The organism is Streptomyces sp. NPDC102441, from assembly GCF_044765585.1.
Taxonomy (GTDB): domain Bacteria; phylum Actinomycetota; class Actinomycetes; order Streptomycetales; family Streptomycetaceae; genus Streptomyces.
Genome location: NZ_JBIWKH010000005.1, coordinates 419,730 through 442,577 on the forward strand (window position 1 = coordinate 419,730; position 22,848 = coordinate 442,577).

The window sequence follows — 22,848 nt, forward strand, 5'->3', positions numbered from 1 at the left end:
CGCTAGGGGACTTCTGCCGAGGAAGTCCATACTTTGTCATCTGTGAGTTCAAAGTCGGGTCATGCCCCCATGCCCCTCGGCTTCATATTCCTGATGTCACGTCATGAACGGTCCACCGGTGGGGGCTTCACGGCTTCCTGGCTGCCTGCGTGCGGGGCAGTCTCGTCGCCCCGGCGGCAGCGAGCAGGCAGAAGCCGACCACCCACCAGAAGGTGTCGGCGAACGCCGAGTGGATGTCCTGGCCGTGGGCCGACAGCCGGCTCTGCAGAACCACGGCGAGCGCGGCGGTGCCCACCGAACCGCCCACGGTGTTGAGCAGGTTGAGCGCTCCGGACGCACGGGGCAGATGCTCGGGCTCGATGCGGCTGTAGACGATGTTCATCACGGGCGCGCCGACCATCGCCATCCCGAGGCCGCGTACCGCGAGCGCCGCGGCGATCAGGGTGTCCGGGATCCCGGGGCCGAGCTGGGTGAACGGAACGGTGCCCAGGAGGATCAGCGCGATGCCGGTGACCACCAGGGCCCGCGGTGCGACCTTGTCGATGGTGCGGTTGACCAGGACCGACCCTGCGGCCGCGCCCAGCCCCTGCGGGGCGAGGAGCAGTCCGGCCTCCCACGCCGACAGGCCGCGGCCGGTCTGGAAGTACAGCGGCAGCAGGAACATCGTGCCGAACACCGACGCGCCCAGGACCACCAGCGCGAGGGCTGCGGCGCCGAAGGGCGGCCGGGTGAACAGCCGGGGGTCGACCAGCGGCGTGGCGCGGGTGCGCAGCCCGTGCACGGTGAAACCGGCCAGCATCGCGAGCCCCGCGGTCACTCCGATCGTGGCCGGGAGGGTGCGGCCGTGGGCCACTTCGGTCAGCCCGTAGACCAGGACGGCCAGGCCGGGTGAGAGGAGCACGGCGCCCCGCAGGTCGAACGCCGTGCGCCTCGTCGACGGTGGCACCGCGGGCACGTAACGTCGGGCGAGCAGAGCGGCGACCGCCCCGATCGGCAGGTTGATCAGGAACAGCCACGGCCAGGACGCCACACTGAGGACGGAGCCCCCCGCGAGCGGGCCGAACACCGGTGAGAGCAGCGGGACGACCGCGACGACGCTGATCACCCGTCCGGTGCGGCCGGGGCCCGCGACACGGGCCAGGAGTGCCTGCCCGGTCGCGGGCAGGAGTCCCCCGCCGAGGCCCTGGATCACCCGGAAGACGATCAGGCTGGTCGCCGACCAGGCCAGCGCGCACAGGAGCGAGCCGAGCAGGAACACGCCCACGGCGGCGAGCCATGTCCGCTTCCCGCCGAACCGGTCGGCCAGCCAGCCGGACGCGGGCACGGCGCCGACCACGGCCAGCAGATAGGCGGTGGTGACCCACTGGATCTCCGCGACGGAGGCACCGAACTCCTCGGTCAGGGCGTCGATGCCGACGCTGACGATGGTGGCGTCCAGCGAGGCCATGAAGGTGCCGAGCACCAGGATGAACGCGACCCGCAGCAACTGCCGGTCCACCCGCTCGGCGGGCGCCGCGGCCTCCCCGCTCACCGGCGCTCCAGGAGACCGAGCACGTCGTCGTCGAGGTGCTTGTCCAACGACCTGAGGAGGTCCAGCAGTTCCTCGGCGAGCCCGTCGACGTCCACGCCCGCCCGGTGGGCGAGCACGCCGGTCCAGCCGTCGCCGTCCGGCATGACCGTCAGCGTCACCGGGTGGTGCGTGGCCTCCCGGAATCGGGTCCCTACGACCGTGAGCCCGGGGGCGGGTTCGCGGAGGCGGTCCGGGTCGACCGGGTAGTTCTCGAACACCACCAGGCTGTCGAACAGCCTGTTCCGTCCGGTCAGCCGTTCCAGGTCGGACAGGGCGACGTGCTGGTGGTCCACCAGGGCCCGCTGCCGGGTCTGGAGACCGGCCAGCATGTCGGCGAGTGTGCCACCGAGCCGTGCCCGTACGGGGACGGTGTTGGCCAGCAGCCCGATGATGTCCTCGACGCCCTCCAGCTCCGGGGGGCGGCAGGCGACCATGGCCCCGAAGCAGACGTCCGTCCGGCCGGAGCGCCGGGCGAGCAGCACCGCCCAGGCGCCCTGCACCAGCGTGTTACGGGTCAGTCCACGCCCTGCGGCGATGCGGCTGAGATCCGCCACCAGGGCGGCGTCGAAGGCGATGACCTCGGGTGCCTGCCATGCCGGGCCGGGTGTGCCGCCGCCCAGGTGGTCACCCTCCGGCAGGCCGTCCAGCTCGGCCGCCCATGCCCCGAGGTCCGGCTCATGGTCGGCGCACCAGTTCAGGTAGTCGGCGAACGGTACGGGGGCGGGCAGCTCCGGGGCCACGCCTCGGACCCGCGCCGCGTAGAGGGCGAACAGTTCGGTGAGGATGCGGGGGGCCGACCAGCCGTCGGACAGTACGTGATGGGTGGTCAGGACGAGGTCCGCGAGCTCGGGGCCGCGCCGGATCACGGTCAGGCGGACGAGCGGGCCCGCCGCGAGGTCGAAAGGCTCGGCCAGGTCGGCGGCCAGCACCTCGTCCGCCGGACCGTCGGTCACCCTGAAGTCCGGCCTGGTCGACATGGGGATCACCGCCAGGGCGGCGGGGAACACAGCTCCCAGGTTGGGGTGACGGGCCAGCAGTTCTCCACCCGCGGCGCGCAGGGCGTCGATGTCGAGCGGGCCGGCGAGGGAGAACGCCGACTGCACGGTGTACGGGTCGGGCCGCTCGGTGCGCGAGTGCCGCAGCATCACCTCCTGCATCGGGGTGAGCGGCTGTATGTCGGCGACCGGCCGGTCGGGGCCGAGCGCCCTGATCTCCGGCGCGGCGGCGGTGCGCAGGAGCGCGGTCCGCAGGTGTTCGGCGAGGTCCTCGACCTCTGCGGTGGTGAACAGCGCGGACGGCCACGTGATCCGTATCCCGAGCACGTCGTCGCGTACGAGGGCGTTGACCATCAGGCTGTGGGGCAGAGGCATCGCGTCGGAGCCGCCCGAGCCGAGCGGACCGGCGTCCGGGGGTGCCTGCCACGGCGTCTCCTGCGCCGGGGCGCCGGGGTACCTGCCGAGGTAGTTCCAGGCGACCTCCGGCTCCACGGGGTCCAGCAGACCGGCCGCGGTGAGGATGCCGTGGCCGAGCCCGTCGCCCTGAGCGCGCAGTCGCTCCCTCACGGCCTTGACGTCGTCGTCCGCGTCGAGCAGTACGGGGTGGACGGCGGTGAACCAGCCGACGGTCTGCGACAGGTCGGCCTGCCTCGGGCGTCCGTGGCTCTCCAGTGCGACCAGGAGCTCCGGCGTCCCCCGCCAGGCCCGCACCGCCTGGGCGAGCGCCGTCAGCAGCACGGCGTCCGGTGTGGTGCGGTAGGCGGCGGGCAGAGTCGTGATCAGGGCGCGTGTCGACTCGGTGTCGAGCCGGATCTCGTGGTGCGCCGCCGTGGCCACGGTGTCCCGGGCGGGGTCGAGCGGGCGGGTGAGTGTCCGCGGGGCGGTCGTCCGCTGCCAGTGCGGGAGTTCGGCGCTCCGGTCGGCACCGTGCAGCGAACGCGCCCAGCCGAGGAACGACTCGCCGTGCCTGGCCAGCGTTCCACCGGAGCAGGCGTGTTCCACGTCGTCCAGCAGGACGCGCCAGGACACACCGTCGACGACCAGGTGGTGGGCGACCAGCACGAGCCGGCCCGGCCGGTCCGGTCCGGCGTCCACCCACACCGCGCGCAGCAGGGGGCCGGTGCGCGGGTCGATCGATGCGCGGGCCGCGTCGGTCGCGGAGCCGGACGCGGCCCGCAGGTCGTCCGCAGCCTGCACGCGGGTCAGTACGTCGGCTCCGGTGACGGTCCCGACGGGCGGGATGCGCAGCATGTCCCCGGCCAGGTGGGCCCGGAGCACGTCGTGACGGGCCAGGAGTGCGTCGAGCACGGCCCGCCAGGCCATCTCGTCGCCCCCGGCCGGCACGCAGACCTCCACCCACTGGCAGAAGCCGTCCGCGGCTGATCCCGCGCGGCGCAGCAGGTCCCGCATGACCGGGGTCAGCGGGGCGTCCCCAACGGCGGGTGCCTCGCCGGCGTCCAGGTCCCGGGCCAGCGCGGCGATCCCGGCGACGGTCTCGCCTTCGAACACATGCCGCGCGGCCAGTCCGAGCCCTTGCCGCCGGGCCCGCGACACCACTTGCAGCGCCACGATGCTGTCCCCGCCGATGGCGAAGAAGTCGTCGTCGAGGCCGACGTCGTCGGTGCCCAGGATGTCCCGGAACACCGCGAGCAGCACCGCTTCCGCCTCGGTGGCGGGTTCACGGCGTGCCGCGACCGTCGTCTCGGGGGCCGGCAGCGCCGAGGTGTCCAGCTTGCCGCTGGGGCTCAGCGGCAGCCGGCCGATCGGCACGAGCGCCGTCGGCACCATGTGGTCGGGCAGCTCCCCCGCCAGGTACTCGCGCAGGCGCCCGGTGTCGAGGTCGGCGTCGTCGGTCGGGATGACATAGCCGACGAGCCTGCCCTCCCGCATGATCACGGCGCACGCGCGGACATCGGGGTGGCCGGTGAGGGTGGACTCGATCTCGCCCAGTTCGACGCGGAAGCCACGGATCTTGACCTGGTGGTCGGCACGGCCGACGAACACCAGCTGTCCGTCCGGCCGCCACCGCACCAGGTCGCCCGTGCGGTAGATCCGCTCCCCCGGCGGGCCGAACGGGGCGGCCACGAACGTCGAGGCGGTCAGGCCGGGGCGGCCGAGGTAGCCGCGGGCGAGGCTCGGCCCGCCGAGGTACAGCTCGCCCGTCACGCCGACGCCGACCGGCTGGAGCCCGCCGTCGAGGACGTAGGCGCGGACGTTCGGGTCGGGACGGCCGATCGGTAGTGGTCCGGTGTCGTCCGGGTCGTACCGCCACAGCGTGGAGTTGATGGTGACCTCGGTCGGCCCGTAGGCGTTGAAGAGCGCCCTGCGGCCCTGGCCCCACCGTCGCGCGAGTTCGGGGTCGAGCCGCTCGGCGCCGACGACGAAGAACACGTCGGGATCGACGGTGCGGTCGTCGGGCATCGCGGCAAGGAACGAGGGGAGCAGGTTCACTCCGGTCACCCGGTGCTCCACGATGTAGTCGAGGAGTTCGTCGCCGGGGACGCGCACCTCCTCGGGTGCGATCACGGACGTGCCGCCCGAGAGCAGGGGCACCATGGTCTGCCAGAACGCGACGTCGAAGCTGGTCGACGCGAAGTGCAGGTACCGGTCGTGCTCGGTGACGCCGACGACCTCCTCCTGGAGCGCGATCAGGTCGGGCACGCCCCGGTGGGTCACGCCGACGCCCTTGGGGCGTCCGGTGGTGCCTGAGGTGTAGATGACGTAGGCGAGTGCGTCGGCGGTGAGCGCGGCCCGTGCCTCGGCCGGGTCGGTGTCGGGCGCCGACGCGAGGGTGCCCGGGTCGTCCAGCCGCAGGACGGGGATCTCGCGCGCTACGGGCAGTTCGGCGCCGGTCGTCACGACGGCGGCCGGGGCGATGTCGTCGAACATGTAGGCCAGCCGGTCGCGCGGGTAGCTCGCGTCCATCGGTACGTACACGGCACCGGCCTTGGCCACGCCGAACAGTGCGACGGTCATCTCGATGTCGCGTCCGAGCAGGACCGCGACCGGGTCCTGGGGCCGTACTCCGCGTGCGATCAGCGCGTGGGCGAGCCGGTTGGCCTGTCCGTCCAGTTCGGCGTAGCTGAGGCTCCGGTCGCGGCAGACCAGGGCCTCGGAGCCGGGCTTGCGGTCCACCCAGGCGGCGAACTCGTCGAGCCAGTGCCCGCGGGTCCTGGCGGCGACGATCTCGGTGCCGGTGCGCAGCATCCGCCCCCGCTCGTCGTCGTCGAGTGCGGGCAGCCGGACCGCGGGCCTGCCCGGGTCGTCGACGATCTCCCGCAGGAGGTTGCGCAGCCAGCGGCCGTAGTCGCGTACGGCCGCCTCGTCGAAGGCGTGCGGCTGGTAGCCGAGACCGATCGTGATCTCGTCGTCGGGGATCACGATGACGGTCAGCGCGTAGTGCGTGGCGTCGGTGATGTCCACCCCGGCCAGGTCGAGTCCTGGGGCCAGCGGGGTGCGCTTCCGGCTGGACAGCGGGAAGTTCTCCATCACCAGCATCGTGTCGAACAGTTCGCCGATGCCGGTCGCCCGCTGGATCTCGGGCAGACCGACGTGATGGTGCTCGGCCAGTACGACGCTCTCCGCGTGTACCTGTGCCATGAGGTCGCGCGCCGTCGTGTTCCGGGTGTGCCGGACGCGTACGGGGATCGTGGTGCCGAGCTGGCCGATCATCGACTCGACTCCGTCGACCTCGGCGGGCCGTCCGGAGACCGGGCAGCCGAAGACGACGTCCAGACGCCCGGTGAGCCTGCCGAGCAGCAGTCCCCACGCGGTCTGGAGCACGGTGGTGAGGGTGACGCCCTCCTCGCGGGCGAACGCGCGCAGCCGGTCACTGAACTCACGGCCGAGACCGACGGTTTCACGTCCCGGCCGCTCGATGCCGGTCCCGGTGCGCGCGGGTGCCAGCCTCGTCGCGTCGTCGACGCCGGCCAGGGCGTCCCGCCACGCGGCGAGCGACGCCTCCCGGTCGCGTCCTGCCAGCCACCGGAAGTACTCCGGGAGCGGCTGGGCGGTGGGGGCGGCGGGCCCGCCGCCCAGTTCGGCGTAGATGGCGAGAAGGCCCCGGCCGACCAGCGGCATCGACCAGCCGTCGAGCAGGGAGTGGTGGTTCGTGATCACCAGCTTGTGCTCGGTGGGCCCGACACGGGAGAGCAGGAAGCGGATCAGCGGCGGCCTGCTCGGGTCGAACGGGCGCTCCAGATCGGCGCGCGCGGCTTCGGGAAACCGGTCGTCGGCCCGCCAGTCGAGGGCGATGTCGGCGGGGATCACCTGTACCACGTCGTCCCCGGCGGTGCCCAGGTAGACGCGCAGGGCGGGGTGCCGACGCAGCAGTTCGCGTGCGGCCTCGGCCATCCGGCCGGGGATCAGTTCGCCGACCAGGGTGGTCACGGCCTGGACGACGTAGACGTCGGTCTCGTCATCGTCACGGACCATGGTGTGGAAGGACAGCCCGACCTGAAGGGGTGTGGCGGGCAGCACGTCGGCGATGCGGCCGGTGCGTTCGAGGGCGTCGATGGCGGCCTGGTCCAGGCCGACCAGCGGGAGGTCGGACGGGGTGAGCCCGCCGCGGGTGTGGCGCGCGTGCTCGGCCAGGGTGCCCAGAGCCGTGCTCCAGGCCGTCTGGAGGGCAGCGACCACGTCGGTGCCGAGCACCTCGGTCGCGGCCGTCCACTCGACGGCGAGGCGCGGCGTGTCTCCCTCGTGGACGAAGCAGTTGAGGGCCAGGACCTGTTCCAGTGCCTTGGCGCCGGGCTCGGTCACCGAGAAGGCGTCCTGCTCCGGCAGACGCCATCCGGTCGCGGACAGTGGAGCGAAGCGGCCCAGGTAGTTCAGCAGCACGTCCGGGGGCGGGGTGGCCGAGAGTTCGGTACCTGTCTCCGGGTCGAGATGGCGCAGGACGCCGTATCCGATGCCGCCGTCGGGGACGTGGCGCCTGGCCTCCTTGGCGGCGCGCAGGGCCCGCCCCACGTCGTCGGCGGAGGGGACGCGTACCGGGTACTCGCTGGTGAACCAGCCGACCGTGCGGGACAGGTCGAGGTGTTCGCGGCCGTGGCCCTCCATCGAGACCGTCACGTCGTCGTCGGACAGGCCCCAGTTCCGCAGGGCGAGCACGAGCGCGGCGAGCAGGACCTCGTCGACGCCGGCGCGATACGCGGCGGGCAGGGTGGTCAGCAGCGCCTCGGTGACCTCGGGCGAGGCCACGGTGACCGAACGGTGTGCGGTCGACACGGTGTCCCGTGCCGGGTCCAGCGGCCGGGTGCCCAGCCGCGACGCGGATGCGAGCGCCGTGCGCCAGTGGTCGAGTTCGTCCCGTCGAGCGCCGGACGCCCCCTGTTCGGCGAGCAGCAGGGCGTGCCGCCGCCAGGACGCCCCGACCGGTTCGAGGGCGCCGCCGGTGCATGCGGTGTGCAGGTCGGGCAGCAGGACGCGCCAGGACACGCCGTCCATGGCGAGGTGGTGCACGACGACGACCAGCCGGTCCGCCGTACCGTCGCCGGTACGGAGCAGGGCAGCCCGCAGCAGGTCGCCCGTCCTGGGGTCGAGCTCTCCCGCCAGCCGGCCGGCCAGAGCGGTCGTGTCCTCGCCGCGTACCTCGTCCACGACGGCCCGTACCGTCCCCCGGGGCAGCACCTCCAGGCCGTCGGCCACCCGCAGCCGCAGGGCGTCGTGGTGGTCGAGCACGGTCTGCACGCCGGTGACCAGGGCGTCGCGGTCCAGTTCGTCGACGCTCAGAGCGGTCCACTGCGCGTATCCGGCGACGACGTCCACGTCGGGATGCGGGTCGAGCAGGCCGCGTACGATCGGCGGCGCGGGCACGGCCCCGGTCGGGTCGTCCACCGGTTCGGCCACGTCCGCCAGCAGTTCGGCGGCGGCGGCCAGGGCGGCGAAGCTGCGGCGCGCCAGCAGGTCTCGCGGCCGCAGCCCGAGCCCCACGGCCCGCAGCCTGCTGCTGACGGTGATGGCGGTGATGCTGTCTCCGCCGAGAGCGAAGAAGTCGTCGTCCACACCGACTCGTTCGACGTCGAACGCGTCGGCGAGCACGGCACAGAGCAGGCGCTCGCGCTCGGTGCTCGCCTCCCGGCCTCCGCCGGCCGAGGCGGGCGCGGGCAGCGCCGCGCGGTCGAGCTTGCCGTTGGGGGTGACCGGCAGTTCCGCCAGGACCACCACCGACGCGGGCACCATGTGGTCGGGCAGCCGCTCGGCGAGGTGCGCACGCACCGCGTCCCCGGTGGCCGAGGCGGACACGACGTAACCGATCAGCCGGGACGAGAGCACCCTGGCCGCCGCCGCGGTGACACCGGGCACCGCCGCGAGGGCCGCTTCGACCTCTCCGGTCTCCACCCGGTGTCCCCGGATCTTGACCTGCCCGTCGCCCCGGCCCCCGTACTCGAGGCCCCGGCCGGGCACCCAGCGGGCCAGGTCGCCCGTGCGGTACATGCGCTCTCCCCCAGACTTCGTCCGGGGGGACCCCCACGCGCCGAAGGGGTCGGCGACGAAGCGGTCGGCAGTGGCTCCCGGCCTGCCCAGATAGCCGCGGGCGAGGTGCGGCCCGGCCAGGTAGAGCTCGCCCGTCGTGCCGTACGGAACGGGCTGCAGCGCGCTGTCCAGCACATAGGTCCGGGTGCCGGCGAGCGGGTGGCCGATCGTCGGCCCGCCGTCGTCGATCCGGGCGGTGGTGCTGTCCACGGTCGCCTCGGTCGGGCCGTAGATGTTGCGCGCGTTCGTGCCGGACTCGGCGACCCTGCGCCAGAGCGCGGGCGGGGTGGCTTCCCCGCCGAGGACCAGCAGCGTCGGCCGCAGGTCCAGCAGGCCGCCCTCGACCAGCGGTGCGGCCATCGACGGTGTGGTGTCGACGATGTCGATGCCGTCGCGGATGTACGCGGCGAGAAGCGCGTCGGCGTCGCGTATCGTCTCGGCGTCGTAGACGTGCAGTTCGTGGCCGCAGAGCAGCCACACCAGGTGGTCGAACGCGGAGTCGAAGGCGAACGAGTAGGTGTGTGCGGCGCGGAGCCGCCTTCCCGCGGCCTGCTCGGCCTCCGCGACGACCGTCGACCGCTGGTGGTGCAGCAGCGCGGCCAGACCGCCGACGCGGCCGAGGACTCCCTTGGGGCGCCCGGTCGACCCGGAGGTGTGGATCACGTAGGCCAGGTGCTCGGGGTGCCGGGGCGCGGCCAGTTCACCGGCCGTCAGGGGTGCGCCGGACAGGCCGGCCGCCTCGCCGAGCAGGGTGTCCCACAGCAGCCCGTCCACCGCGCCCGAGGTCACCACCAGTGCGGGGCGGGTGTCGTCGATCAGCTCGTGGAGCCGCTCGGGCGGGTAAGCGGCGTCCAGGGGCAGGAACGCGGCGCCCGCGTCCAGCACCGCGAGCAGGGCGACGACCGAGTCGGCGGAGCGCGGCAGCGCGAGCGCCACGACGTCGTCCGGACCGATCCCGCGGGTCCGCAGCGCACGGGCCAGCCGGTGCACCCGGTCCGCGAGTTCCGCCGCGGACAGCCGTTCGTCAGCGCAGACCAGGGCCGTATGTCCGGGGCCCATGGCGGCCATCGTGTCGAAGGCGGTGGGCACGTCCATGGGCGTGCCGGGCAGTGCGGGCGGGCACCAGGCCGCCATCAGCCCGTCGACGTCCTCGGCCATCGCGATCCGCCCGACGGGGCGGCCGTCGACGAGCGCAGCCAGCAGGGTCCGCAGCCCGGACAGCAGGCTGTCGACCGAGGCCTGGTCGTTGGTCCGCGCGTCGACCTCGAAGCCGAGCAGCAGCCCGCCGTCACGGGTCGGCAGCACACTCAGGCCCATGTCCTCCGGCGGGCCGCCCGCGACGTTGCGCATCACACCGCCGGACCCGGCGAAGTCGATCGCCAGGTCGAAGGCCTTGAGGTTGATCCCGCGTCCGTGCAGCAGAGCGCCGGCGCCGGGCACGCCGAGGTCCTGAGGCAGGTCCTCGCCCCGGTACCGCTGGTGGTCCCGCATCTCGCGCATGGCGGAGGACACGCGCCGGCTCAGGTCGCCGAGCCCGTCGCCGCCGCGCACGGTGACCCGCAGGGGCAGCACGTTGACGGCCATGGCGGGCGTGCGCAGCTCGACGGAGCCCGCACGGCACATCAGAGGCAGCGCGAACACGACGTCGATACGGGCGAGCATGCGGTGCAGGAAGGCGGCGTACCCGGCGATCAGCGCCTCGCCCCAGGTCACGCCCTCGGCGTCGGCGAACTCGCGCAGCCGGGACGTCTCTTCGGGCGTGAGGACGGTGCGGGCGGTCAGGGTGCGGTCGGGGGCACCGACGGCGGTGTCGAGGTCGCCCGCGCCGTCAGGGGAGCCGAGTTCGGGCAGCGGGGTGAACCGCTCGACCCAGTACGCGCGATCCTCGGAGAACCGGTCGCTGTCCCGGTAGGCCTGGTCGGCGGCGACGAGGGCGGCGAAGCTGCCGAAGGTGCACTTGGCCGGCTCGGTCCCGCGCACCAGGGCGGTGTAGCGGGCTCCCGTACGGCGGGCGAGCATCGCGGCGGTGTAGCCGTCGAAGACCAGATGGTGGCCGAGCTGGGTGTACCAGACCTCCCGGTCGGAGAGCCGGATGACGGTGCGTGAACAGAGCGGCCGGTCCACCATCCCCCTGCACTCCTCGGCCGCCCGCGCCCGCTCGGCGTCGACCAGTGCCTGAGCGGCGGCCACGGGATCGGCCGCCCCCCTGACGTCGAGCACCTCGGGCGGCTCGACCGGCTCCTCGCTGACTGTCTGGCGCGGCCCCTGGGGGGTGTCGTACACCCGCAACCGCAGCGTCTCGGCCTCCTGGGCCGTCGCCCGGACCGCCTCGGTCAGCGCCTCGACGTCGACCGGCTCGGTGCCGGATATCTCCACGACGTCGCCGACCACGTAGTACGGCGAGTCCGGCTCCAGTCGCTGGGCGTTCCAGATGCCCAACTGGGCGCGGGTCAGGGGGAGGAGGCCGCCCGAGGACGCGCTTGCGGTGCTCAACTTACTCTCCTTGCAGTGTGGGAACGACCATCGGTGTGCCGGTCACGGGGTCGGGGACGATGACACTCGGCAGGTCGAAGACGTCCTTCACGAGCGCGGCGTCCACGATGTCTCCGGGGACTCCCTCGGCGACCACCCTGCCGCCTCTCATGGCGACGAGGTGGTCGGCGAATCTGCACGCCTGGTTGATGTCGTGCAGGACCGCGATCACCGTGCGGCCCTCGTCGCGCAGCCGGGCCAGCAGGCCGAGCAACTGGTACTGGTGGGTGATGTCCAGGAACGACGTCGGTTCGTCGAGCAGCAGATAGGGCGTCCGCTGGGCCAGGACCATGGCTATCCACACCCGCTGCCGCTGCCCGCCGGACAGCTCCTGCACCGGCCGGCCGGCCAGGTCCTCGACACCGGCGGCGGCCATCGCCTCGGTGACGGCCTCCTCGTCCTCCGCCGACCACAGCGCCAACAGCGACTGGTGCGGGAACCGTCCCCGGCTCACGAGCTGCCGGACCTTGATGTCGTCGGGGGCGAGTGGATCCTGCGGCAGGAAGCCGAGTTGCTTGGCCAGTGCCTTGGGCGCGTACGCGCCGACCTCCCGGCCGTCGAGTTCCACCTCCCCGGTCTCCGGGCGCAGCAGCCGCACCAGGGCGCGCAGCAGAGTCGATTTCCCACAGGCGTTGGGGCCCACGACGGCGGTGAACGCGCCGTCGGGGACGTCGAGGCTCAGCCGTGTGGACACGACCCGGTCTCCGTAGCGCAGGGTGATGTCCCGCGCGGTCAGGCGTGCGGTCACGCGCGCCTCACCTCCTTGGTCAGCAGCCAGATCAGATAGCAACCGCCGATCGCGGTACTCACCACACCTACGGGCAGCGCGACGGGCGCCAGCAGCATCTGGGCGAGCAGGTCGGCGCCTTCGAGCAGTACCGCCCCGGTCAGGGCGGCCGGGAGCAGCGGCACGCCGGCCGCGCCGGCGAGCCTGCGGCCGATCTGCGGGGCCGCCAGGGCGATGAACGCGATCGGCCCGGCCACCGCGGTCACCGTGGCGGTGCAGCCGACGCCGACCAGCACCATCAGCAGCCGCAGCCGGTTGAGCCCGACCCCGGTGGTCGCCGCGACAGCGTCGCCGAGGGATGCCTGGTGCATGGCGTGCGCCCGCGTCGTCATCAGGATCAGCAGCACGGCGATCACCGCGAACGGGATTCCCACGTCTTCCCAGCCCACACCGTTGAGCGATCCCGCGTTCCAGCCGACGGCGGCGATCGCCACCTCCAGTTCGGCGCGCAGCACGATCCACGAGTTGATCGCCGTCATCATCGCGTTGACCGCGATACCGATGACCACCAGCCGCAGTCCGGAGAAGCCCCGTTCGTAGGCGAGCAGGTAGATCGCGGCCGCGACGAGCAGTCCGCCGAGCACGGAGCCCGCGGCCAGTTGCAGGGATGTGCCCGACAGCACGGTGATGGCGACCAGGGCACCGGTGTAGGCGCCGGCGTCGAGGCCGATGACGTCCGGGCTGCCCATCGGGTTGCGGGTGAGGTTCTGGAAGATCGCCCCCGCCACTCCGAGTGCGGCGCCGAAGACGAGACCGGCGAGCACGCGCGGCAGCCGCCAGTCCGAGATCACCACGGAGCGTTCCGCTCCGGTCAGCACGGCGAACACCTTGCCCGGTGAGTCCCAGGAGGCCCCGTAGCACAGCCCGAGCAGTCCGAGGCCCAGCATCAGGGCGACCATGACAGCGACGAGTACCGTCGTACGGCGTTCGACCCTCAGTCCGAGTGTCTTCACAGTGACCCCGCCCCGTAGCGTCGGACGGCCCAGATCAGCATGGGTCCCCCGAGGAACGCGGTCACGATGCCCACCGGCACCTCGCCGGTCGGCAGCAGCAGCCTGGAGCCGATGTCGGCGACCAGCAGCAGGACCGGTCCCAGCACCATCGAGTAGAGGATGAGCCAGGGCACGGAGCCCGCCGCCGGCTTGCGTACCAGGTGCGGCACGATCAGGCCGACGAACAGGATGGGCCCGGCCACCGCCGTCGCCGCCGCGCAGAGCACGGTGATCAGCACCAGTGCGGCGGCCCGCAGCCGGCCGACTCCCGCGCCCAGGGTGTGGGCCACGCTCTCGCCCAGCGCCAGGGCGTTGAGCGCCCTGCTCAGCAGCAGCGCGCCGCACAGGCAGACCACGATCGCGGTCAACGGGAGTGCCAGCGGGGCCTGTTCGCGGGCCGCCAGCGATCCGACCGACCAGAACCGGTACATGTCGAAGACGTCCGGAAGCATCAGCCGCAGGCCCAGCGAGACACCGCTCAGCACCGCCGTCAGGGCTACGCCGGTGAGCACCAGGCGCAGCGGCGAGCGCTGTCCGACGGCGGCCACCAGCAGTGCCGCGAGCACGGATCCGATGACCGCGAAGCCGAGCTGGCCCGCCTGCCCGGCGGCCAGTCCGAGCGCCGAGCCGACGGTGATGGCGAACCCGGCGCCCGCGGTGACCCCGAGGATGCCGGGCTCGGCCAGCGGGTTGCGCGCCAGCGTCTGGATCAGCGCGCCCGCGACCGCGAGGGCGGCTCCCACCGCGACGGCCAGCAGCGAGCGGGGCCCCCGGACGTCACGCACGATCACATGGTCGTCGGTGCCCTGATAGTCCAGCAACGCGCGTACGACCTCGGTCGGTTGGACGTGATGGGCGCCGATGCCCATGCTGAGCACGGCGACCGCCGCCAGCAGCACCAGTCCCCCGACGAGCAGGCCGATCTGCGGTACGGCGGACCGCTTCTTCTCCGCCCGTCCCGGCGCGCGACCCGCGTCGGTCACGGCTTCAGCAGCGGAGCGAACGACGTGTCGATCGCGTCCAGGGTGTTCATGGCCGACCCGTAGGTCGCGGCCTCGGTGTAGCGGAGCGGGAACGTCTTCCCGGCCTTGACGGCGGGCAGGTTCTTCCACAGCTTGGAGTCCAGGACGTACTGCACCGCCTCGGAGACGCTGCCGTCGGCGTTCACCGAGTAGGTGATGGCGTCGGCCTCGGCGAGCGAGGCCGGGAGCTCCTCGATGGAGGGGTACTCGCTGACGGCGCTCGATCCGGTGCCGGGCTTCTTGACCTTGCCGTAGTACTTCGCGCCGACGTCCTCGGCGATGTTGGTCCCCCACGAACCGCCGAACTCGCGGTGGAAGTTGCCCTTCGCCACCTCGCCGTACGCCCCGACGTGGCCCAGCTTGAGCTGAGGCAGCACGTCCTTGTACTTGGTCGCCAGCCCGGCGGCCTTCGCCTCGTAGGCTTCCTGCCCGGCGTCGAACTTCCCGAGGGCGCCGGCGGCATCGGCCTGCTTGCGGGAGAGTGCGCGCCACGCGGACGGCACGGTCGGGCCGATCGCCACGACGGGGGCGATGGACTCCAGCCGCTTGACGTCGATGTCGCCGAGCACGGGGGCGGGCACACCGATGACGATCAGGTCGGGCTCGGCCTCGGCGATCGCCTCGTAGTTGGTCTCGGCCGCCTGCTCCCCCGCCACCTTGGTGAGCTTCTTGTACTCGGCGAGGTCCTCCTTGCTCATCATCGGCTCGCCGCGCTTCCACGACGAGATCCCGACGAGGGGCGCGTCGGCCTCGATCAAGGCCGGCACGGCGTAGCCGGTGGCCACCACACGCTTCGGGTCCGCCGGAATGGTGATCTTTCCGTTGTCCGCGGCGAACACCCGGGTCTTGCCCTCCCCCGAGGCGTCCGAGCCGCCCTCATCCGACGAGGACCCGCATCCGGCCAGGACCAGAGCCAGCGACACCGCGCCGACGAGACCGGAGGTTCTGCGTATGGACATGCAATGCTCCTTGAAATTTAGGTAAGGCTTACCTTAGTTGAAAATTTCGCGTCAGAACACCACGAGCAGCGCCGAGTCCGCTCCATGGCCGGTCCACCGGTCAGTGGCCGTCGTCGTCGAAGTCGGCGATGCCGCGCTTCCAGTAGCCGGTGATGTCATGGTCGGCCTTCTCCAGCCGCAGCTCGTCGCGGACCCAGCGGCGCAGCGGCTTGATCTGCCCCGCCTCGCCCGCGACCCAGACGTACACCCGTTCACCGTCGGGTACGGTCACGGACGTCACGGCCCGCACCAGCGCCTCGTCCGCCGCAGCCGACCGGTCGGCGCGGTGCAGCCAGCGCACCTCGACACCCTCGGGCGCGGACAGCTCGATCTCCTGTGCGGCGTCGGGGACTTCGACGAAAGCCCAGCCCTTCGCGTCCCTGGGCAGTTCCTCCAGCCGGCGCGCGATCGCCGGCAGGGCCGTGATGTCGCCCGCCAGCAGGAAACGGTCGTAGGAGTGCGGGACGATCAGCCCGCCGGGCGGGCCCGCGAGATGCATGACGTCGCCCGGCCGGGCCTCGCGCGCCCAGTCGGAGGCGAGGCCACCGTCGTGGAGAGCGATGTCGATGTCGATCTCTCGGGAGACCGGGTCGTAACGCCGCACCGTGTACTGACGAGAGCGGAGCACCGACCCGGCCCAGCGCAGCATCGTCCCGTTCGGCTCGGGCAGCCGCAAGGAGCCGTCCGACTCCGGGAAGAGCATCTTCACGTGCTCGTCCGGGGCGTGGGCCTCGAAACCTTCAGCGTCCTTCCCGCCGAGGGTCACCCGCAGCAGACCGGCGCCGACCATGGAGGTTCGTACGACCTCGGTCTTCCGGATGCCGATCGGGTACCCTACCTTCTCGGCGTGGAGGCCCGCCCTGACCTCTGCGATCCGGTCCAGGTGACGGGCCCGGTGGTCGGCGAGGCTCATGCGGCGCCACCCGTCAGGAGCTCGGTCCAGTGGGCCAGTTCGGGCTGCTCGGCCAGGTCGGCGTAGTCCAGCGTGGCCGCCCCCGCCCCGCGCCAGCGCTCGACCAGGGCCATGGTCCGCACCGAGTCCAGACCGAGGTCGTTGAGGTTGTCGTCGGGTGCGATCTCGGCGGGGTCGCAGCCGATCAGTTCCGCGACGTCGGCGCGGACACGTTCGGGCGACAGAATCTGGTTCATGGAATGACTCCTGAGGGGATGGACACCGACAGCGCGGTCAGCGCCGGTGGTCACGACGCCACGGCACAGGGCGACGTATGCGCACGCCCGGCCGGGGCTCGCGGGTGTGGTTCGGCGACGGGTCGGCCACGTCGACGACCTCGGTGACCCCGGCGCGGCGACCGAGCCGCCACCACCCACGTCGCCAGCCGACATAACCTCCCCCTCACCCGCACAAACCTAGGCGAGGCTAACCTAACTTAGTACTCCTTGGGGCAGAATACACAGCTCGGATCAGTGTGATTCGGCCCTCTCACCACGTGACTCGGCAGGAGCGGGCCCGGCGCCCGGTCCGTCAGCCGATCTCGGCGCGCCGATAGGCCGCTTGCATGCCCCGGTGTCATACGGGTCCGTAGACACGGGCGAGTTCACCGACGACGGCGGCCATGGCGCGGCGCAGTTCGGTGGGTCCGACGACCTCGACGTCGGCGCCGAGCCGCAGCAACTCGCCACACGCGTGCTCGGTGCTCTCGGTCGGGATGACCGCCTCGACCCACCCGTCACCGTCCGCCGCCGTCGCGGTCGACCGGACAGCCTGTACCAGGAGACCGGGATGACGGTGCTCGGCCAGTTCCGGGACCTCGACGACCCCGACCGCTTCGTCTGGCTGCGGGGGTTCGCAAGCATGGAGACGCGCAGCCGCGCCCTCGCGTCCTTCTACGGCGGCCCGGTATGGGCCGAGCACGGCCCCCAGGCGAACGACACCATGATCGACTCGGACGATGTGCTCCTCCTGCGCCCCGTGTCGGCCGACAGCGGTTTCACCCGCTCCCCCTCCCTGCGCCCCGAGGCCGGCACTCCGGCGCCGGACGGTTTCGTGGCCGCCACCGTGTGGCCCTCCCCACCCGGGCGACACGACATGATCGCCTTGATCAGGGACGGCCTTCTCTCCGGGCTCATGAGGACGGGCCCCGCGCCGCTCGCGCTTCTCACCACCGAGACCGCTCGCAACACGTTCCCGAGACTGCCGGTCCGCACCGGGGAGAACGTCGCTGTGATCGTCACCTCCTACCCGGACGAGGACGCTCACCGTCGGCACCTCGCCGCCCTGCACGCCGACCCCCGGACGCGTGACGAGATCCTTCCGTGCATCAACCGCGCCCGGTCCGCCGCCCCTCGGACACTCCGGCTGGCCCCCACCGGCAGATCGCTCATCTCCTGAGTGCCGATGGCCCGCCCTCGCCGGTGCCGGCCGGGGCCCACGGCTCCCCGGAACCGGCCCCGCGATCATGGTTGGTAGCCTCGGAAGATGACTGCGATTTTCGACGAAGCCGTCCGTACCCGGCTGCAGGCCCCCCACATCTGGTACGTCGGCACCGTGTTCGCCGATGGAGCGCCGCAGGTCAGCCCGATGTGGGTGGACCTGGAGGGCGAGGGGGAGCTGACGTTCAACACCTCGGTGGGCCGGGTGAAGGAGGAGAACCTGCGCCGCGACCCCCGCGTCTACCTCTCGCACGCGGACGCCGACAATCCCTTCGACCGCGTGCAGATCAGTGGCGAAGTGGCCCGCTTCATCGAGGGGAAGGAGGCGCACGAACGGATGGACCGGCTGGCACAGAAGTACCTGGGCAGCGAGCGGTTCGAGTGGGTCATGCCGGAGGAGCAGCGGGTCGCGGTGGTCGTGCGCCCGCTCAAGGTGCGGCACATCGTCGGTGTGGAGCGGTTCCGGCCCGGCGGCCCCGTCCCCGCTCCCTGATCGTCACGTTCAGAGGCCACGGCCCGTCACATGCCGAGGCCACGACCCGGGCCGGGTCGCGGTCTCGATCATGCGGCGATGGGCTACCGGGGAGCCCGTGCGGTGGATCCGCCTCTGCGTGGTCACCTCCAGTACGCTCCGGGCGAACCGCGATCTCCGGATCCCTGGCGGTCTTCGAGATCCCGTACAGGCAGAAGCGGGACCGTCCCAGCGAGCCGTCGCTCAGCGGAAGGGGCCGTCGTTCGCGAAGGCATGGGCGGCGAAGCGTCTGCCCATCCGCCGGTATGCGGGGGCGGTGGGGTGAAGGCCGTCGGCAAGATCGTCAGCCTCGTCCGGGCCGAGCAGGCGGCGGCCGTCGAGATAGTGGAGGTGGGGATCGCGTGGCCGCCGTACCGTCACGATCCTTTCGAGCTCGGCACGGACTACGGCCAGCGACAGCGCCCCGTTGGCCACCTGTGCCGGGTCGCCCATGGCTGTGATCTTCCCGTCCGGGCCCGTCGTGGTCGGACCGGGGGTCTCCTCGAGGGCCGGACAGCTCACCGGCGACACCATCAGCAGCGGGGTGTCCGGGTGCCCGTCCCGGATCGTGTCCAGGAATCCGTGGACCGCCGGGCCGAACGTCCGCAGCCGAAAGGCGGCGAGGCCGACGATGTTGATGCCTGTCTTGAGGCTGATCAGGTCGGCGGGCATGTCGCGGATTGTCCGGGCGACATAGGGGTCCAGCAGCGCGTTGCCCGCTTGGCTGATATTGACCACCTCCACACCTCCGAGCGCAGCCGACACCACCGGCCAGGTGCCGGTGGGGCCGTCGGCCTCGATGCAGTGGCTGATGGAACTGCCGTGGTGCACCCAGCTGCGCCGCCCGTCCGGTAGCGGCGGAAGCACGTCGCCGTCGGCCCGCAATGCCACCAGTTCCGTGGGTGTCTGCTGCGGCAGCCACAACTCGACATCCTTCATGCCGACCGGCAGTCCCGCGAACCGCACAAGCCCCGGTTCGCCCGGAATCAGGCGCTGCGCGCCCCTGGGGCCCGCCATCCGCAGCACGTTACCCACCGGCGCTTGCCGGCGCCCGGCCAGGGCGCCGTTCACCAGCAGTTCCAGCACCCCGGTCGGCCGGGGCCGGGGGTCGCCGTCGAGCTGCCCCGTGGAGGTGAGCACCTCGAACTCCAGCTCACACGCATCGGTGCGGAACACCAGCCGCACACCCGAAGGCATCAGGGTCGCCGCGTAGACCGACGGGTCCTGGTACTGCTCCTCGGTCCAAGCGGGCAACCGGCGCGGCATCACCCCCGCCGACGTGATGTCCACATCCAACGCACCGCGCAACTCCACCGGCCCGCCCGTCAGTGGAACCGCCCGCATCGCCACTGTCACCGCTCCTGCCCAAGGTCGATCCACGGTCGGGAATCATGCACGGGCCTTCGCGTCGCCCACCATCGCCTGGCAGACGAACACTTCGTGCCACTCACCCTTCGCCACCAGCGTAGTGGGAAGACCCACGCGGGGAGCGGGCGGTCGTCGCCGCGGAAGTCTGTTGAGATGCTGTCGTACGTCGGAGAAGGTGATGGGCATGGAGTTCCTCTGCTATCACCGCGACCGGTCCGACTCCCTCACCCTGCGCGACGAGCTGCTGCAGGAGCACTGGTCGTACATGGACCAGTACGCCGAGGAGATGATCGCTCGCGGCCCGGTGTTCGCCGCCGACGGCGAGACACCCATCGGCAGCGTACACATCGTCGACCTGCCGGATCCCGCTGCTGCCCGCGCGTTCGCCTTCGACGAGCCCAACTACCAAGCCGGCGCGTACCGTGACGTGCTGCTGCGCCGGTGGCGCAACTTGCTGGGACGCACCATGTGGGACTTCCCGGGGGGCCCGGCGGGCGACAACCGGTACCTGGTACTCGGCCTCGGATCGGGTCGGCCGGCCGACCTCGCCCTGCCGCCCGACCGGGACGGACTGATCGCCTTCGGACCGCTGCTGTCCGACGACGGTGACACCTGGCTGGGTACGGCGGTGCTGCTGAGTGCTCCGAACCCGGACTCTGCACGCACCGCCCTCACCCCTGACAGGTACGCAGACATCGAGGTGCAGCTCTGGGAGTTCGGCGGACGACGGTGACGAGGCGCGGAAGCACCAGGCTGCCGGCGCCCGATGTGGTCGGGGTGGGGGCGGCAGGGCACCTCGGGGTTCGACCGGCCGGCGGCTCCAGGGCCTCACCCGGACCGGCGGATGCCGGCACCGAGGTAGGCCCCGGCATCACCGGACGGCGGCGTTCAGCTCGGAAGCACCCAGCCCGGCGCCCACGTCCCGGCGGCACCACGGCCGGCCGCCGTGGCGGCGAGATAGGCGCGGAGGGTGGCCAGCGCCGGGTGGGGATTGTCGCGGTGCCAGAGGAGTGAGTGCGGGTAGACGGGCGTCGGGCCGGTCACCGGGATGCGGCGCAGGCCGTGGCCATCGGGCCAGACGAGGCGGGTCAGCCCACCCATGAAGGTGGCGAGGGCAGGGGTGTCGGCGATGGTGTCGAGGAGTGCGTCGGAGCCGAAGTTGGGTCCTGTGGCCTCGATGGTGAGGCCGAACTCAGCGACGAGATCGTCGTAGTACGCGGCCCACTCGGTACCGGGGACGATGCCTGGCATCCAGATGCGGTGCCCCACGAGCTGTGTGACGGTCACCGACCGAACGCCCGCCAGCTCGTGTGCGGGGCCTGTGAGCAGCTGGAGCGGTTCGTCGAGCACCCGGACGGACTCGATGTCCTCGGGCAGGGGTTGGCCGGGCGCGCCCACGGCGCGGAAGGACGCGTCGATCACACCGGACCGGATGGCGGCTACGGCCGTCTCGATTTCGAACAGCATCACCACGTCGAGCTCGATCTCCGGGTGCGCGCGGTGGAAGTCGCGCATCACGCCCGATGCCGCGCCGCGCGAAGCGATCACGTCGACCCGCAGCGGACGGCGGCCGGTGCGCACGGACGCGACCGCACGCTCGGCGACGCGCAGCAGCTCACGCGCGTGGGGCAGGAACGCCTGCCCGTCGATGGTGAGCTCGGCTCCGCGCGCGGAGCGGGTGAACAGCCGCACACCGAGGTTGCGCTCGAGCGCGGCGATGCGCTTGGAGACGGCCTGCTGGGTGACCGCCATCTCGGCGGCGGCCGTCTGGAACTGCCCCGCGTCGGCGGCGGCCACAAAGGTCCGGACGGAGTCGAGGTCCATGCCGACACCCTATGTCCACAACTGCTGGTTGTGGCTGGTGCCTCCCTGGTTGTTTGACCTCTGGATACGGGGCTCGCTTTGATACGTCCGATCCCGGATCGGTTGTACGGGTGAGTGGCGAGAGGCGTCGGGTATGAGGAGCGGGCACCGGCTGGGCCGACGGTTCGGGTGGCTCTGGGGAGCCTACGGAACCAGCGCGCTCGGCACCTGGCTCGCCTTCGGCTCGTTCCCGCTGATCGCCGTCCAGGTGCTGCACGCCGGACCGGCCGAGGTCGCCGCGCTCGCCTCCGCCGGGGCCGCGGTGGGCGCGGTCGTCGCTGTGCCGCTCGGCCCGTGGGTGGAGTTCCGCCGCAAGCGGCCGGTGCTGATCACGATGGACCTGGTGCGGTGCGCGGCGCTACTGACGATCCCCGCCGCGTTCGCGCTCGGCGCGCTCACCTTTCTTCAGCTCCTGCTGGTCTCGGTCGTCGTCTCGGCGGCCGACATCAGCTTCCGCGCCGCGTCCGGCGCGTATCTGAAGACGCTGCTGCCGGCCGAGGACCTGCTCGTCGCCAACGCCCGTTTCGAGTCCACGGCCTGGACGACCACGATCATCGGGCCGCCGCTGGGCGGCGCGGCGGTCGGGCTTCTCGGCCCGGTGGCCACGGTGGTGGCCGACGCGGTCAGCTATCTGCTCTCGGCCCTGGGCATCCGTGCGATGGGCGGGCAGGAGCCGCGGCCCGAGCACCGGGAGGCCTCGCGCATGCGGGCGGGGCACCTGCTCCACGGCTGGCGCCACATCCTCGCCGACGCGACGCTGCGTCCGCTGTTCTTCAACACCGCCCTGTTCAACGGCCTGGTGATGGCCACTCAGCCGCTGTTGGCCGTCCTCATGCTCGGTCGGCTCGGATTCACGCCGTGGCAGTACGGCCTCGCCTTCGCCGCGCCCTCGATCGGCGGGCTGCTCGGTTCGCGCCTGGCCCGGCCGCTCGTCACCCGGTTCGGGCAGCGCCAGGTCCTGGTCGTGTCCGGAACGCTGCGCGCGATCTGGCCCGTCGGCCTGGTCCTCCTGGGCCCGGGCACCGGCGGACTGGTGCTGGTGATGGGGGTCGAACTCGGGCTCATCTTCTGCTGCGGCGTCTTCAACCCCGTCCACGCCACCTTCCGTCTCGAGCGCACCGCGGCCGACCGGGCCGCCCGCACACTGTCCGCCTGGGCGGTGACGACCAAGCTCTCGACCGCGCTGCTGACGGCCGTCTGGGGTGTGCTGGGCGGCCTGCTCGGCCCTCGTACGGCCATCGGCCTGGCCGGTGTGCTCCTGCTGGCGACCCCGCTGCTGCTCCCCCGCCGCGCGGCGATGCCGCTCCCGGTCGCCGACAGCCGGTGACGGGCGCGCCAAGGG

Annotated in this window: 15 protein-coding genes; 4 read left to right on the forward strand and 11 right to left on the reverse strand. The window is 72.2% G+C overall.

What is annotated here, in order from left to right; genetic code table 11:
• Window positions 1–127: 127 nt before the first annotated feature.
• The 9 genes from ACIREO_RS13415 to ACIREO_RS13455 all read right to left on the reverse strand — a co-directional run bounded on the left by ACIREO_RS13415 (window position 128) and on the right by ACIREO_RS13455 (window position 17,105).
• On the reverse strand, window positions 128–1,531 hold the full coding sequence (locus ACIREO_RS13415; protein WP_404108405.1) for an MDR family MFS transporter: 1,404 nt from the start codon (window positions 1,529–1,531) through the stop codon (window positions 128–130).
• Complete coding sequence (locus tag ACIREO_RS13420) at window positions 1,528–11,535, reverse strand: amino acid adenylation domain-containing protein (protein ID WP_404108407.1); 10,008 nt, start codon at window positions 11,533–11,535, stop codon at window positions 1,528–1,530. Before ACIREO_RS13420 ends, ACIREO_RS13415 begins: the two co-directional genes overlap by 4 nt.
• Before the next feature lies 1 nt (window position 11,536).
• On the reverse strand, window positions 11,537–12,322 hold the full coding sequence (locus ACIREO_RS13425; protein ID WP_404108409.1) for an ABC transporter ATP-binding protein: 786 nt from the start codon (window positions 12,320–12,322) through the stop codon (window positions 11,537–11,539).
• Window positions 12,319–13,260, reverse strand: a complete 942-nt coding sequence (locus tag ACIREO_RS13430) for a FecCD family ABC transporter permease (protein WP_404108738.1) — start codon at window positions 13,258–13,260, stop codon at window positions 12,319–12,321. Before ACIREO_RS13430 ends, ACIREO_RS13425 begins: the two co-directional genes overlap by 4 nt.
• 50 nt (window positions 13,261–13,310) lie before the next feature.
• Window positions 13,311–14,336, reverse strand: a complete 1,026-nt coding sequence (locus ACIREO_RS13435) for a FecCD family ABC transporter permease (RefSeq protein ID WP_404108412.1) — start codon at window positions 14,334–14,336, stop codon at window positions 13,311–13,313.
• Window positions 14,333–15,334: an ABC transporter substrate-binding protein gene (locus ACIREO_RS13440; protein WP_404108416.1), complete on the reverse strand. Its 1,002-nt coding sequence runs from the start codon at window positions 15,332–15,334 to the stop codon at window positions 14,333–14,335. Before ACIREO_RS13440 ends, ACIREO_RS13435 begins: the two co-directional genes overlap by 4 nt.
• Before the next feature lie 100 nt (window positions 15,335–15,434).
• On the reverse strand, window positions 15,435–16,286 hold the full coding sequence (locus tag ACIREO_RS13445) for a siderophore-interacting protein (protein WP_404108418.1): 852 nt from the start codon (window positions 16,284–16,286) through the stop codon (window positions 15,435–15,437).
• On the reverse strand, window positions 16,283–16,522 hold the full coding sequence (locus tag ACIREO_RS13450; protein ID WP_404108421.1) for a phosphopantetheine-binding protein: 240 nt from the start codon (window positions 16,520–16,522) through the stop codon (window positions 16,283–16,285). Before ACIREO_RS13450 ends, ACIREO_RS13445 begins: the two co-directional genes overlap by 4 nt.
• A 379-nt stretch (window positions 16,523–16,901) precedes the next feature.
• Entirely contained in the window at window positions 16,902–17,105 is a 204-nt protein-coding gene (locus tag ACIREO_RS13455; RefSeq protein WP_404108741.1) for a WYL domain-containing protein, read from the reverse strand.
• Here ACIREO_RS13455 and ACIREO_RS13460 point away from each other — a divergent pair.
• The gene (locus tag ACIREO_RS13460; protein WP_404108744.1) at window positions 17,019–17,723 is read left to right on the forward strand and encodes an NIPSNAP family protein; all 705 of its coding nucleotides are present in this window, start codon (window positions 17,019–17,021) and stop codon (window positions 17,721–17,723) included. The two genes, ACIREO_RS13455 and ACIREO_RS13460, sit on opposite strands and share 87 nt — an antisense overlap.
• Window positions 17,724–17,810: 87 nt before the next feature.
• Complete coding sequence (locus ACIREO_RS13465) at window positions 17,811–18,257, forward strand: PPOX class F420-dependent oxidoreductase (RefSeq protein ID WP_404108424.1); 447 nt, start codon at window positions 17,811–17,813, stop codon at window positions 18,255–18,257.
• 222 nt (window positions 18,258–18,479) lie between these two features.
• Here the strand turns inward: ACIREO_RS13465 and ACIREO_RS13470 are convergent, their stop codons facing one another.
• Window positions 18,480–19,619: a lipase gene (locus ACIREO_RS13470; protein ID WP_404108427.1), complete on the reverse strand. Its 1,140-nt coding sequence runs from the start codon at window positions 19,617–19,619 to the stop codon at window positions 18,480–18,482.
• Between the two features lie 208 nt (window positions 19,620–19,827).
• On the opposite strand from ACIREO_RS13470, the gene ACIREO_RS13475 reads away from it, so the two are divergent.
• Window positions 19,828–20,376: a YciI family protein gene (locus tag ACIREO_RS13475; RefSeq protein ID WP_404108430.1), complete on the forward strand. Its 549-nt coding sequence runs from the start codon at window positions 19,828–19,830 to the stop codon at window positions 20,374–20,376.
• Between the two features lie 155 nt (window positions 20,377–20,531).
• Here the strand turns inward: ACIREO_RS13475 and ACIREO_RS13480 are convergent, their stop codons facing one another.
• Entirely contained in the window at window positions 20,532–21,467 is a 936-nt protein-coding gene (locus ACIREO_RS13480; RefSeq protein WP_404108433.1) for a LysR family transcriptional regulator, read from the reverse strand.
• 133 nt (window positions 21,468–21,600) lie between these two features.
• On the opposite strand from ACIREO_RS13480, the gene ACIREO_RS13485 reads away from it, so the two are divergent.
• On the forward strand, window positions 21,601–22,833 hold the full coding sequence (locus ACIREO_RS13485; RefSeq protein WP_404108436.1) for an MFS transporter: 1,233 nt from the start codon (window positions 21,601–21,603) through the stop codon (window positions 22,831–22,833).
• Window positions 22,834–22,848: the final 15 nt, after the last annotated feature.

Excerpts from the sequence above, each read along its gene's own strand:
- ACIREO_RS13430 (WP_404108738.1), bottom strand. The coding sequence starts at position 13,260 with ATGGTCGCCCTGATGCTGGGCCTCGGACTGCTCGGGCTGTGCTACGGG.
- ACIREO_RS13440 (WP_404108416.1), bottom strand. The coding sequence starts at position 15,334 with ATGTCCATACGCAGAACCTCCGGTCTCGTCGGCGCGGTGTCGCTGGCT.
- ACIREO_RS13445 (WP_404108418.1), bottom strand. The coding sequence starts at position 16,286 with ATGAGCCTCGCCGACCACCGGGCCCGTCACCTGGACCGGATCGCAGAG.
- ACIREO_RS13450 (WP_404108421.1), bottom strand. The coding sequence starts at position 16,522 with ATGAACCAGATTCTGTCGCCCGAACGTGTCCGCGCCGACGTCGCGGAA.
- ACIREO_RS13465 (WP_404108424.1), top strand. The coding sequence starts at position 17,811 with ATGACTGCGATTTTCGACGAAGCCGTCCGTACCCGGCTGCAGGCCCCC.
- ACIREO_RS13470 (WP_404108427.1), bottom strand. The coding sequence starts at position 19,619 with ATGCGGGCGGTTCCACTGACGGGCGGGCCGGTGGAGTTGCGCGGTGCG.
- ACIREO_RS13475 (WP_404108430.1), top strand. The coding sequence starts at position 19,828 with ATGGAGTTCCTCTGCTATCACCGCGACCGGTCCGACTCCCTCACCCTG.
- ACIREO_RS13480 (WP_404108433.1), bottom strand. The coding sequence starts at position 21,467 with ATGGACCTCGACTCCGTCCGGACCTTTGTGGCCGCCGCCGACGCGGGG.
- ACIREO_RS13485 (WP_404108436.1), top strand. The coding sequence starts at position 21,601 with ATGAGGAGCGGGCACCGGCTGGGCCGACGGTTCGGGTGGCTCTGGGGA.